We start from the raw sequence: 12705 nt of genomic DNA, 5'->3' as shown, positions 1-12705 counted from the left end.
GACTCCGAGCCGACGGTCGAGGACGAGGTTCGTGAGCTGCTCGGCGAGGACGACGACGAGTCCGAGGAGTCCGTCGACTCCGACGCGTCTTCGACGGGTTCGAGCGACGACACCGCGAGCGACGACACCGCGAGCGACGACACCGCGGGTGACGACACCGCAACGTCCAAGGAGGCGTGAGTGGGGCTGTTCTCGCGGAACGCGTCCCCGCGGACACCCCTCGACGGTGTGGACACCGTTCTGGCCGACCTCGACGGTGTCGTGTACGCGGGACCGGGCGCGCTGCCGCACGCGGTGGAGAGCCTGAACGCCGCTGCACGAACAGCTCGACTCGGGTACATCACGAACAACGCGTCACGCACGGATGCATCCGTGGCCGAGCACCTGTCGAGCCTCGGCCTCACGGTGGCCCCTGCAGACGTGATCACGAGCCCGCAGGCGGCCATGCGCTTGCTGGCGGGCCTGGTGCCGGCGCCGGCGACGTTGCTGATCATCGGGGGAGCGGGGCTGGTCGACGAGGCAGAGAAGGCGGGATACACCGTCACCCGCAGCGCCGAGGACGCCCCGGATGCGGTCGTGCAGGGTTTCGCCCCTGAGGTGGCATGGACCGACCTCGCCGAGGCCGCCTTCGCACTGAAACTGCCGGAGGACGAAGGCGGGATCCCCTGGATCGCCACCAACACCGACTGGACGATCCCGCGGGAGCGCGGTGTCGCCCCGGGCAACGGCACCCTGGTGTCGGCCGTCCATACAGCCATCGGTCGCCTCGCGACGGTGGCGGGCAAGCCCGAGACGCCGATCTTCGACGAAGCGACCGAGCGTTTCGGCGCGAAGAAGCCGCTGTTCATCGGCGATCGCCTCGACACCGACATCCTCGGTGCGGTGCGGGCCGGAATCGAGTCCGCGTTGGTCCTCACCGGCATCGACCGCCCCAAGCACGTGCTGGCGGCGCCCGAGGGCTCACGGCCCACCTTTATCCTCAGCGATCTGCGTGAGCTGCACGAACCGTACCCCGAGGCCACGGTCAGAGACGGCATCCACTCGGTCAACGGCGCCTCCGTCCGCGTGGTGGGGGCGGACGTCGAGATCGTCTCCGAGGGAGACCGTCAGATCGATCTGCTGCGCGCCGGTGCGGCCGCGATCTGGGCGTCCGGCACTCCCGTGTTCGTGCTGCGGGTGCCGGAGCGTCTGTACGACGATCCGTTCCACCGACCCTGACCCCCGGTCGCTCGGCCCGGCTCCGACCGGGAGTCCCTCGCTCCACGTACAGTAGAGACGTGAGCGATGAGACGACCGATGCGCCGACGGACGGCCTGTGGAGTCGCCTGCGCCTGATCGAAGGACAGCCGCTCGCTGCCAGGGCCGACGCGTACTCCGGGCTGCACGATGAGCTCTCCCGGCGACTCGAGAGCGGTGCGCGACTCGATCAGCGCGACGCGCCGGGCGCCCGATGACCCGACTCGACGCCGCCCTCGCCCTGCGAGGACTCGCTCGTTCGCGCACCCATGCCGCGTCGTTGATCGCCGACGGCCTGGTGAGCGTCGACGGACGCCCCGTCATCAAGGCGTCGACGGCCGTGTCGGATGCTGCCGAGATATCCGTCGCCGGCGCCGACCACTACGTCGGGAGGGCCGCCCACAAGCTGATCGCTGCGCTCGACGGATTCGGGATCCCGGTCGACGGACGTCTGGCCCTCGACATGGGGGCGTCCACGGGCGGTTTCACTCAGGTACTCAGGGAACGCGGGGCGCGACGAGTGCTCTCGGTCGACGTCGGGCACGACCAGATGGCGCCGTCGATCGCCGCCGACCCCGGCGTCGTCGTGGTGGAGGGCTACAACGTCCGTCATATGACGACGGACAACCTCCGCAGCGTCACCGGAGAAGAGGGCACGCTCGACCTCATCGTCGGCGACCTCTCGTTCATCTCGCTCGAACTCGTCCTCCCGGCGGTCGCCGGTGTCGCCGCGCCCACCACCGACATCGTCCTGCTCGTCAAGCCGCAGTTCGAGGTCGGACGCACGGCCGTGCGCGGCGGCCTCGTCACCGACCCCGCGACCCGGGCGGACGCCGTCGCCCGCACCGCCTGGAGCGCGTGGGACACGGGACTCGGGATGCTCGGCATCCTCCCCTCTCCGATCCTCGGCACGCACGGCAACACGGAGTACCTGCTGCATCTCGCTCCGGGGCGTGGCAGCGATCCGTCAGAATGGTCGGACCGCATCAACACATTGGCAGGGAGACGATGAACGAACGCAACATCCTGATCGTCGCCCACGCGGGACGCGAGGACACCGTCGCGGCAGCCCGGCGGGTCGTCGACTCGCTGCGCGATGCCGGGATCCGCCCGGTGCTCGCCGCCGACGACAGCCTGGATCTGCGCGCCGTCGACTCCCATTTCGCCGACATCGACGTGCTCGGCGACACCGTCCAGCAGGAGGACCTCGAGCTCGCGGTGGTCCTCGGCGGTGACGGGACGATCCTGCGTGCGGCAGAGCTCGTGCGAGGGTGCACGGCACCGGTGCTCGGCATCAACATGGGCCACGTGGGGTTCCTCGCAGAGATCGACCGCGACGACATGGACGCCGCGATGCGCAAGGTGATCGACCGCGACTACGGCGTCGAAGAGCGGCTGGCGCTGTCGGTGCGGGTGAAGGATGCCGACGGCCTGGTCGTCTACGAGACGTTCGCGCTCAACGAGGCGACCGTCGAGAAGGCGAGCCGCGAGCGCATGATCGAGGTCGTGCTCGAGATCGACGGACTGCCGCTGTCGAGCTTCGGATGCGACGGCATGGTCGTCTCGACCCCGACCGGGTCGACCGCGTACAACTTCTCGGCCGGCGGCCCCGTGATCTGGCCGAGCGTCGAGGCCATCGCGGTCGTGCCGCTGTCAGCCCACGCGCTGTTCGCCAAGCCGCTCGTCGTCAGCCCTGACGCGGCCGTCGCCATCGAGATGCTCGAGGGGACCTCGGGGTCGGGAATCCTCTGGTGCGACGGGCGTCGTTCCCACGATCTCCCTCCGGGGGCGCGCGTCGTGGTGCGTCGCTCCTCGCGGCCGGTGCGTCTGGCTCGCCTGCATCCCACCGAGTTCACCAACAGGCTCGTGCGCAAGTTCCAGCTGCCCGTCGCCGGATGGCGCGGTCAGGGGGTCGTGTCGTGATCGAGGAGATGCGGATGCAGGGGCTCGGCGTGATCGCCGATGCCGTTCTGCCGCTCGGCGCCGGGTTCACGGCGATCACCGGCGAGACCGGCGCGGGCAAGACCATGGTCGTGACCGGTCTCGGCCTGCTGCTCGGGCAGCGTGCGGACTCGGGCGCCGTCCGAGCGGGTGCCGGGCAGGCATCCGTCGCCGGTGTGTGGATCGTGCCGTCGACCGGCGATGTCGCCGACATCGTGGCGGACGCCGGGGGAGAGCTCGAACCGGCCGGCGACGGCGCCGCTGAGCTGTACGTCTCCCGCACGCTGAGCGCCGAGGGGCGCAGCCGGGCGAGCGTCGGCGGACGCGCCGCCCCCGCCGGGGTGCTGTCGGCTCTGGCCGAGGAGCTCGTGGTCGTGCACGGTCAGTCGGAGCAGCTGCGGCTGCGTTCGGCATCCGCTCAGCGCGACGCCCTCGACCGTTTCGGAGGTGCGGACATCGCGGTGCCGCTGCAGGCCTACGCGGAGGCGTTCGAGCGCTGGCGCGCGCTGGATGCCGAGATCGTCGACATCACCGAGAACCGCGATCGTCGGGCCGAAGAGGCGAGCCGCCTGAGGGAGGCTCTGGCGCTCATCGAGGCCGCGGCACCCGAACCCGGCGAAGACGTCGAGCTGTCCGCTCGGGCCGAGCGGCTGGCGAACGCCGAGGAGCTGCGCCTCGCCGCATCGCTCGCCCACAGTGCGCTGTCGAGCGAAGAGGGCGAGCCGGATGCCTCCGCGCTCGTCGCCGAGGCCCGTCGCGCCCTCGAGCGCGTCTCGGATGCCTCGCTCACCGACATCTCCGCCGCGTTGGCCGACATCGGCTATCGCATCGCGGACGTCGCGGGGCAGCTGTCGGCGTACCTCGCCGACCTCGACGAGTCCGGTCCGCACGAGCTCGCCGCGGTCGAAGAGCGCCGGGCGGCGCTGGGCACTCTCATCCGCGCGCACGGCTCGCTCGACGATGCGCTCGAGCTCTGGCGCACCGGATCGGCGCGACTGGCCGAACTCGACGACGACGGCGAGCGCGTCGACCGACTCGAGGCCGAGCGCGATGCGGCACGCGCCGACCTCGATGCTCGCGCCGAGACGCTGACGGCCGCCCGCACGGCCGCCGCCGCACGCCTCGGCGTCGCGGTGAGCGAGGAGCTGCACGCGCTCGCGATGCCCGATGCGACGTTGCAGGTCTCCGTCACCCCCGGCGCAGAGAGCACGCACGGTCGCGATGACGTGGCCATCCTGCTGGCTCCGCACCCCGGCGCCGAGCCCCGCTCGGTGGCCAAGGGGGCGTCGGGCGGAGAGCTGTCGCGCGTCATGCTCGCGATCGAGGTCGTCATCGCGGCGACCGACCCCGTGCCCACGTTCGTCTTCGACGAGGTGGACGCCGGTATCGGAGGCGCTGCGGCGATCGAGGTCGGGCGACGACTCGCCCGGCTCGCACAGAAGTCTCAGGTCATCGCCGTCACCCATCTCGCGCAGGTCGCCGCCTTCGCGACGAACCATCTGTCGGTGGTCAAGTCGCACGACGGGGCGGTCACCGCGTCGAGTGTGCGGCGATTGGACGGACCGGAGCGCGAGGCCGAGATGGCTCGACTGCTGTCGGGACTCACCGATTCGGATGCCGCGATCACCCATGCCCGGGAACTTCTCACCCTCGGGTCCTCCACCGACTGATAGGATCGAAGCCCGTGATGAACTCTTCTTCTGCGGGGCCCAAGAACGACACGACCAAGCACATCTTTGTGACGGGTGGTGTCGTTTCGTCTTTGGGCAAGGGGCTCACCGCCGCCAGCCTGGGCAACCTCCTGACCGCCCGCGGACTCCGCGTCGTGATGCAGAAGCTCGACCCGTACCTGAACGTCGATCCCGGCACCATGAACCCCTTCCAGCACGGTGAGGTGTTCGTCACGGACGACGGCGCAGAGACCGACCTCGACATCGGACACTACGAGCGTTTCCTCGACATCAACCTGTCGCAGGCGGCCAACGTCACCACCGGTCAGATCTACTCGCAGGTCATCGCGCGCGAGCGCCGCGGCGAGTACCTCGGCGACACCGTGCAGGTCATCCCGCACATCACCGACGAGATCAAGCGCCGCATGCGTCTGCAGGCGACCGAGGACCCTCGTCCCGACGTCATCATCACCGAGGTCGGCGGCACGGTCGGCGACATCGAGTCGCAGCCCTTCCTCGAGGCCGCTCGCCAGCTGCGCCACGAGCTCGGTCGCGACAGCGTGTTCTTCGTGCACGTGTCGCTCGTGCCCTTCATGGGCGCGTCCGGAGAGCAGAAGACGAAGCCGACCCAGCACTCGGTCGCGGCCCTCCGCCAGGTCGGCATCCAGCCCGATGCACTGGTGCTGCGCAGCGACCGGCCGGTGAGCGAGAGCAATCGGAACAAGATCGCCCTGATGTGCGACGTCGACGCCGAAGGCGTCATCAACACCGTCGACCTGCCGAGCATCTACGACATTCCGTCGACGCTCAACGACCAGGGACTCGACTCCTACATCGTCCGTCGCCTCGGTCTCGACCAGAAGGCCGCGGACGAGGTCGACTGGTCGCGCTGGAGCAAGGTGCTGCATGCGGTCCACAACCCCAAGCACGAGGTGACGATCGGGCTGGTCGGCAAGTACATCGACCTTCCCGACGCGTACCTCTCGGTGACCGAGGCGCTCAAGGCCGGCGGCTTCGCGCAGGAGACCAAGGTCAACATCCGCTGGATCCCCTCCGACCGCTGCGAGACGCCCGAGGGCGCGCGCGAGCAGCTCGCCGCGCTCGACGGCATCTGCGTCCCCGGCGGATTCGGCATCCGCGGCATCGAGGGCAAGCTGGGTGCGCTGAAGTTCGCCCGCGAGCAGGGGATCCCCACGCTCGGGCTCTGCCTCGGTCTGCAGTGCATGGTCATCGAGTACGCGCGGGACGTCGCCGGCATCGTCGACGCATCCTCGAGCGAGTTCGACCCCGACACCACGGAGCCCGTGATCGCCACGATGGCAGAGCAGGTCGAGATCCTCGACGGCGGTGACCTGGGCGGCACGATGCGCCTCGGCCTCTACCGGGCGGCTCTCGCCGAGGGATCCCTGGCTCGGGAGGTGTACGGCGCTCCGGAGGCCTCCGAGCGTCACCGCCACCGCTACGAGGTCAACAACGCCTACCGCGACCGTCTCTCCGACGCGGGCCTGGTGTTCTCCGGTCTCAACCCGGAGCTCGACCTCGTCGAATACGTCGAGCTCCCGCGCGACGTGCACCCGTACTACATCGCCACGCAGGCGCACCCCGAGCTCCGCTCGCGTCCCACCGACCCGCACCCGCTGTTCCGCGGGCTGGTGGGCGCGGCGATCGACCGGCACCGCTCGAGCGAGCTGTTCGACGTCGAAGCCGATGCCTGAGTCGGCGAAGCCGATGCCTGAGTCGGCGGGGCCGACGCCTGAGTCGCACGAGTTGCGCGACGAGCCCTTCCAGCCGGAGGTGCTCACCAGCGAGCTCGCGTTCGAAGGCGTCGTCTGGGACGTGCGCGATGACCGGGTGCGCTACGGCGACGGGGAGATCCGTCGCCAGTACGTGGCGCACACGGGGGCGGTGGCCATTCTCGCTCTCGACGACGACGGACGAGTGCTGCTCATCCAGCAGTACCGGCATCCGATCCGCCATCGGGACTGGGAGCTGCCGGCCGGCCTGCTCGACGTGCCGGGCGAGGATCCGCTCGAGGCCGCCAGACGGGAGCTCGCCGAGGAGGCCGATCTCGTCGCGGCGCACTGGGAGCCGCTGGTCTCGTCATGGACCACGCCCGGCGGCAACGACGAGGTCATCCACCTCTTCCTCGCCACGGGGATCTCCGCCGCGCCCACCGCGCACGATCGTGAGGACGAAGAGGCCGACATCCGCGTCGAGTGGATTCCGCTCGACGACGCCGTCTCCGCCGTGCTCGACGGGCGCATGCGCAACGGCATCCTGACGATCGGCGTCCTCGCCGCCGCGCAGAGGCTGCGCGACCGGAGCTGAGCGTGCAGCTCGATCGAGCGTTGGACGCCTACCTGCGCCATGTCACGATCGAGCGCGGGCTCAGCGAGCACTCGATCGCGGCATACCGCCGGGACCTCACGGCGTACGTCGAGTGGTTGGACGCCGAGGGGATCGCCGACACCTCGGCGATCACGGCCGCGGTGGTCGGACGCTTCATCGCCGACCGATCGAGTGCCGATCCGGCGCCCGCCGCCTCGAGTCTCGCGCGTCTGCAGTCCTCGGTGCGCGGGTGGCATCGCTTCCTCACCAGGGAGGGCATCGACATCGACGATCCGAGCGGCCGCCTGCGTCCTCCGAAAGCGCCGCAGCGGCTGCCGAAGGCCCTGACCATCGATCAGGTCGAGCGACTGCTCGCCGCGCCGTCGGCGGAGGACCCGCTCGGCATCCGCGATCGGGCCCTGCTCGAGCTGCTCTACGCGACCGGTGCGCGGGTCTCCGAAGCCGTCGGCCTCGACGTCGACGACCTCGCGCACGGCGACGTCCTGCGCCTGCGCGGCAAGGGGTCGAAGGAGCGCATCGTGCCCGTCGGATCCTTCGCCCGGGCCGCCGTCGACGCGTATCTCACCAGGGTGCGTCCGGGACTCGCCGCCAAGGGGCGTGCCTCCGCTCGTCTGTTCCTCGGGGCGCGCGGTGCACCGCTGTCCCGTCAGAGCGCCTGGCTCGTCATCCGCGCCGCCGCCGAGAGCGCGCACATCACGGCCGAGGTCTCTCCGCACACGCTGCGGCACTCGTTCGCGACCCATCTGCTGCAGGGCGGAGCCGACGTCCGCGTGGTGCAGGAGCTTCTCGGGCATGCCTCGGTCGCGACGACCCAGATCTACACCCATGTGTCGGTCGACACCCTGCGGGACATCTACGCGACGTCACATCCGCGCGCGCGCTGATCATAGCGGTACGCCGCCCCGGTCGACGACCAGTTTTTGTCATCCTTTTGGGGGACGCGAAGAATTCCCCTTTCTCCCTAGGCTTGCGGGAGACCTCGGATCACTCGGGTCGATCGACGAAGGAGTACGACATGCGTTCCACCGGACCTCTTGCGGCCCTCGCCGCCACCGCCCTGGCTGCGACGCTGGTGGGGTGTTCTCCGGCATCCGATGAGGGTCTCAGCTACGAGGACTCCCCGCTGAGCACCTACCTCGCCTCCGCATACGGCGGCGACATGTCGCAGGAGGAGCAGCAGAAGCAGTACGAGGAACGGCAGCGTGAGCAAGAGGAGCTGATGGCCGAGTGCATGGCCAAGGAGGGGTTCGAGTACACGCCGAACACCGCCAACGGCGGCATGGTCTTCTCCGGTGACGACATCGTCTGGGAGCCCGAGAAGAAGGACTGGGTCGAGAAGTACGGCTACGGGATCGTCAACAGCCCGTACAGCGAGGAGATGGGCGAGCAGACCGGGGAGGAGTACGTCGACCCCAACCAGGAGTACATCGAGTCGCTCTCGGAGTCCGAGCAGACCGCGTTCTACGAGACCGCCTACGGTGCCGGCCCCACCGAGGAGGAGATGTCCGAGGACGGCAGCTACGAGTACAGCTGGGAGTCCGCGGGATGCCAGGGCTGGGCGCAGCACGAGCTCGAGGGCGACGACCCATGGCAGTCGGACGAATTCGCCGACCTCCGCGACAAGATGAACGAGCTCTACACGTCGACGCAGGACTCCCCGGAGCTCAAGGAGCTCAACGCGGCATGGGCCTCGTGCATGGACGACGCGGGTGAGCCCGGGTTCTCCGCGCAGCTCGAGGCGCAGCAGTCGATCTCGGACGAGCAGTCCGCTCTCTACGACGCCGCCTACGGCGACGGCTCGACCCCGGTCGACACCGAGTCGCCCGACTTCGTCGACCCCAACGAGAGCCCGGAGATGGCGGCGCTCGGCGAGCGCGAGATCAAGCTCGCCCTCGCGGACCTCGAATGCCGCACCAAGACCTCGTACGCCGATGAGTCGCTGAAGATCCAGTTCGCGCTGGAGGAGAAGTTCATCGCGGACAACAAGGCCGACCTCGAGGCCTTCAAGGCCGCCGCCGAGCAGAACAGCTGAAATGACGCGCGACGAGACACCCACGACACCACTCACGGAAGACCCGTCGATCACCGGCGGACGCGCCCCCGAACAGGGGGTGGGGGTCGACGAACTGATCCCGACCGACGATGACCCCGTCCTCGACGAGACGGAGGATCGCGTCGACACATCCCGCGTCAGCGGTTGGCGGCGCATCCTCCGTGGCAATCGCACCCTCTGGATCGTCGCGCTCTGCGCGGTGCTGAGCCTGGTCGTCGGGCTGCTGGTCGGACGTTTCCTGATCTCGCCCGCCGAGGCGGGCGAGACGCCGGACCCTGGGTTGGTGACCGTACCCGTCGAGTTCGGTCCCCTCAGCAACGACGTGACCCTGCGGGCCGATGTCGGATACGCGGATGCGGTCGATGTGACGATCGACACCACCGGGGGAGGCAGCGTCGTGACCGGTGCCGTGCCCGAGGTCGGGGCGACGCTCGATCCGCTCTCGATCGCGCTGGAGATCGAGGGCCGTCCGGTCATCGTCCTGCCGGGTGAGCTCCCCGCCTACCGCACGCTGCGCATCGGCGTCTCGGGTCCCGACGTGCTGCAGCTCAAGCAGTCCCTGGTGAGCATCGGGATCGATGCCGGCGATGTCACGTCGAACCTGTTCGACCAGGCCACCGCGAATGCCGTGGGGCAGCTCTACGCGCAGGCGGGCTACCCCGCTCCGTCGCCCGAGGAGGGCGCGGAGGAGACGGTGCGCTCCGCCGAGGAGGGGGTGCGCGCCGCCGAGGACGGCGTGCAGCAGGCGCAGCAGGCGCTGAATCTCGCAGGTGCCGGCCCGAGCAAGCTCGAGAGCTGGCAGGCCGACGTCAACGTCGCCGCCGCTGAGCAGGCGCTGGCCGCGGCGAAAGCCGGGGCCGAGGGCACCAGTGTCCAGGAGGCGGAATGGGCCCTGCAGACGGCGCGCCTCGAGCGCGATCAGCTGTGGGCGGCGAAGAACACCGGGGCGGAGAGCGCCGCGCTGGAATCGGCCCGCGCTCAGGTCGACTCGGCCGCGCAGACGCTCGAGACCGCGCGCCAGAGCGTCCTTCCGTTCCTGCCGTCGAGCGAGGTGCTGTTCCTCACCGAGCTGCCCCGCCGCGTCGATGCGGTGAACGTCTCTCGGGGCACCTCGATCTCGGGGGCGGTCATGACCGTGTCGGGAGCGACGGTGCGCCTCACCGGCGCCGCAGCCGAGGCGGACGCTCGTCTGCTCAAGGCGGGCGGCGAAGGCACGTTCGAACTCCCCGACGGCACCGAGCACCGGGCCGTCATCGTCGAACTCAACCCCGGCAAGGACAACAAGGCGCGATGGGAGGTGCTCTTCGAGCCCGACCCGCTCACGCCCGAGCAGATCACGCAGCTGCAGGGAGCGAACGTCCGGGTGCGCATCGCGGTCGGTGCCACCGAGGGCGACGTGCTGTCGGTGCCGTTGGCGGCGCTCACCGCCGGCCCCGGCGGAGAATCACGCATCGAGGTGGCGGAGTCGGATCCGCGCAAGGGAGACGACACCGAGACGCGGATCGTCGTGGTGGAGACCGGTCTCGCGGCGAAGGGGGCGGTGGAGGTCACGCCGGTGGACGGCGAACTCGACGAGGGCGACCTCGTGGTGGTCGGAAAGTGACCGACGCGGGCGCCACCACCGAGCTCGATCCCGAGGCCGGGGGAGCGACCGTCGTCGCACCACCGCTCGTCGAGCTCCGTGATGTGACGCGGTCCTTTCCCGGCCCGCCCGAGGTGCAGGCGCTGAAGGCGGCGACGCTGTCGATCGAGTCCGGTGACTACCTCTCGATCGTGGGGCCGAGCGGTTCCGGCAAGTCGACGATGCTCAACCTGCTCGGACTCCTCGACCGTCCGAGCGTCGGAGAGTACCGCCTCGCGGGTTCGCTCACGGGGGACCTCACCGAGGATGAGCGCGCGGCCGTGCGTGCCCGGTTCATCGGGTTCGTGTTCCAGTCGTTCCACCTGCTCCCGCGGCGCACCGTCCTCGACAACGTGCTGCTGCCGATGCTGTACAGCGGCGTGCCACGACGCGAGCGCGAGGCCAGGGCGCGCGAGGCGCTGTGCCGGGTCGGACTCTCGCACCGTGTCGACTTCTTCCCCAACTCCCTCTCCGGCGGTGAGCGGCAGCGTGTGGCCGTCGCCCGCGCGGTCGTGAGCGGCCCCAGGCTGCTGCTCGCCGACGAGCCCACGGGAAACCTCGACCACCGGACATCCGGCGAGGTCATGGCGCTCTTCGAAGAGCTCAACGCCGACGGGCTCACGCTGATCGTCATCACCCATGATCAGGATGTCGCTCGGCGCGCCCGCCGCCGCATCCAGATCTCCGACGGCCGATTGACGGAGCTGTGATGCGCGCGCTGCGGTGGCGTCGCGGACAGCGGGGTCAGGCGGACGCCTCCACCGAGCAGGAGGGCGGTGGGGCCGCGGTGACGGGCGACCCGACGGCTGCGCCTCTCGTCCCGGCGATCACGCACGCGGACCGCTTCACCTTCCAGGATCTCGTCGCCGAGGCGACCGCGGACATCGGATCGCGCCCTGCGCGCCTCGTGATGACGATCATGGGCACGGTGCTCGGGATCGCCTCGCTCGTCGCCACTCTCGGATTCGCGCAGACGGCGGCCGGCCAGATCGCCAGCCAGTTCGACGGAGCGGCGGCCACGAGGGTCGTGGTGACCGCGGCGACCGCGCAGTCCGGAGCGAAGAACACCACGGTCGCCGCCGGGCGGCTGCCCTGGGACGCTCCGGATCGCGTGGCGCTGCTCGCAGGAGTCGAGAGCGCGGCTCTGCTGGGCGAGGTCGAACTCGCCGAGGGCGAGACGGTGACGGCTGTGCCGGTGAACGACCCGTCGGCGCCGGCGGTCTCGTCGCCGCGGCTCTTCTCCGCCTCTCCGGAGCTCGTCGACGCCGAGGAGGGCGAGGTCGTCGCCGGGCGGTTCTTCGACCAGGGGCACGACACCCGCGCCGATCGGGTCGCGGTGCTCGGCGCACGCGCGGCCGAGCGCATGGGCATCAACCGGGTCGACTCGCAGCCCTCCGTCTTCGTCGCCGGCATCGCATATGCCGTGGTCGGCATAGTCGACGGCATGGAAAGACGCAGCGAGCTCTCGGACGCGGTGATCATCCCGATCGGATCGGCCAGGGCGGACTTCGGTCTGCTCGCGCCGTCCGATCTCGACATTCGCATCGTCGTCGGCGCAGGTCCTCAGGTCGCCGAGCAGTCCGTCCTCGCACTGCAGCCCGACGACCCGGACAGCCTGGAGGCGAATGCGCCCTCGGGCTCGTCCGACCTGAGCCAGAGCGTGCAGTCCGACGTGAACGTCGTGTTCCTGATCCTCGGTGTGATCGCCCTCCTGGCGGGGGGTCTCGGGATCGCGAACGTCACCCTGCTCTCGGTCATGGAGCGCATCGGCGAGATCGGCCTGCGTCGAGCGCTCGGAGCGACCCGTCGGCAGATCGGCTCGCAGTTCATGGTGG

13 protein-coding genes are annotated in these 12705 nt (G+C 70.0%); all 13 read left to right on the top strand.

Annotation, left to right across the window (positions count from 1 at the left end; genetic code table 11):
* Nucleotides 1-180 (top strand): hypothetical protein (locus ABTZ43_RS15050; protein ID WP_350539394.1); only part of this gene is annotated, 180 nt, incomplete at its 5' end.
* A complete protein-coding gene (locus ABTZ43_RS15045) occupies nucleotides 181-1218 on the top strand; it encodes an HAD-IIA family hydrolase (protein ID WP_350539393.1) in 1038 nt (345 codons plus the stop codon). It abuts the gene before it with no gap.
* Nucleotides 1219-1277: 59 nt separating this feature from the next.
* On the top strand, nucleotides 1278-1454 hold the full coding sequence (locus tag ABTZ43_RS15040) for a hypothetical protein (RefSeq protein WP_200946593.1): 177 nt from the start codon (nucleotides 1278-1280) through the stop codon (nucleotides 1452-1454).
* Nucleotides 1451-2248 (top strand): TlyA family RNA methyltransferase, encoded by a 798-nt coding sequence (locus tag ABTZ43_RS15035; protein WP_056418742.1) that lies wholly within the window; start codon nucleotides 1451-1453, stop codon nucleotides 2246-2248. The genes ABTZ43_RS15040 and ABTZ43_RS15035 overlap by 4 nt, the downstream gene beginning before the upstream one ends.
* On the top strand, nucleotides 2245-3159 hold the full coding sequence (locus ABTZ43_RS15030; protein WP_350539392.1) for an NAD kinase: 915 nt from the start codon (nucleotides 2245-2247) through the stop codon (nucleotides 3157-3159). The genes ABTZ43_RS15035 and ABTZ43_RS15030 overlap by 4 nt, the downstream gene beginning before the upstream one ends.
* Nucleotides 3156-4847 carry a DNA repair protein RecN gene (recN, locus tag ABTZ43_RS15025; RefSeq protein ID WP_350539391.1) on the top strand — a complete coding sequence of 564 codons (1692 nt, stop codon included), beginning with the start codon at nucleotides 3156-3158 and terminating at the stop codon, nucleotides 4845-4847. Before ABTZ43_RS15030 ends, recN begins: the two co-directional genes overlap by 4 nt.
* Before the next feature lie 17 nt (nucleotides 4848-4864).
* Nucleotides 4865-6562: a CTP synthase gene (pyrG, locus tag ABTZ43_RS15020; protein ID WP_056418725.1), complete on the top strand. Its 1698-nt coding sequence runs from the start codon at nucleotides 4865-4867 to the stop codon at nucleotides 6560-6562.
* Nucleotides 6563-6575: 13 nt separating this feature from the next.
* Complete coding sequence (locus ABTZ43_RS15015; protein WP_350539390.1) at nucleotides 6576-7175, top strand: NUDIX domain-containing protein; 600 nt, start codon at nucleotides 6576-6578, stop codon at nucleotides 7173-7175.
* A 2-nt stretch (nucleotides 7176-7177) separates the two neighbouring features.
* Nucleotides 7178-8080, top strand: coding sequence for a site-specific tyrosine recombinase XerD (gene xerD, locus ABTZ43_RS15010; protein ID WP_056418720.1), 903 nt, complete (start codon nucleotides 7178-7180; stop codon nucleotides 8078-8080).
* A 131-nt stretch (nucleotides 8081-8211) separates the two neighbouring features.
* Nucleotides 8212-9228 (top strand): hypothetical protein, encoded by a 1017-nt coding sequence (locus tag ABTZ43_RS15005; RefSeq protein WP_350539389.1) that lies wholly within the window; start codon nucleotides 8212-8214, stop codon nucleotides 9226-9228.
* Nucleotide 9229: 1 nt separating this feature from the next.
* A complete protein-coding gene (locus ABTZ43_RS15000; RefSeq protein WP_350539388.1) occupies nucleotides 9230-10852 on the top strand; it encodes an efflux RND transporter periplasmic adaptor subunit in 1623 nt (540 codons plus the stop codon).
* Entirely contained in the window at nucleotides 10849-11580 is a 732-nt protein-coding gene (locus tag ABTZ43_RS14995) for an ABC transporter ATP-binding protein (RefSeq protein ID WP_502885403.1), read from the top strand. Before ABTZ43_RS15000 ends, ABTZ43_RS14995 begins: the two co-directional genes overlap by 4 nt.
* Nucleotides 11580-12705: ABC transporter permease (locus ABTZ43_RS14990; protein WP_350539387.1), on the top strand; the 1126-nt coding region annotated here is incomplete at its 3' end. The genes ABTZ43_RS14995 and ABTZ43_RS14990, both read left to right, overlap by 1 nt.

The sequence above is a fragment of the Microbacterium sp. NPDC097977 genome (assembly GCF_040302605.1).
Classification (GTDB): domain Bacteria; phylum Actinomycetota; class Actinomycetes; order Actinomycetales; family Microbacteriaceae; genus Microbacterium.
This window is presented reverse-complemented; position numbering and strand designations above follow the sequence as displayed.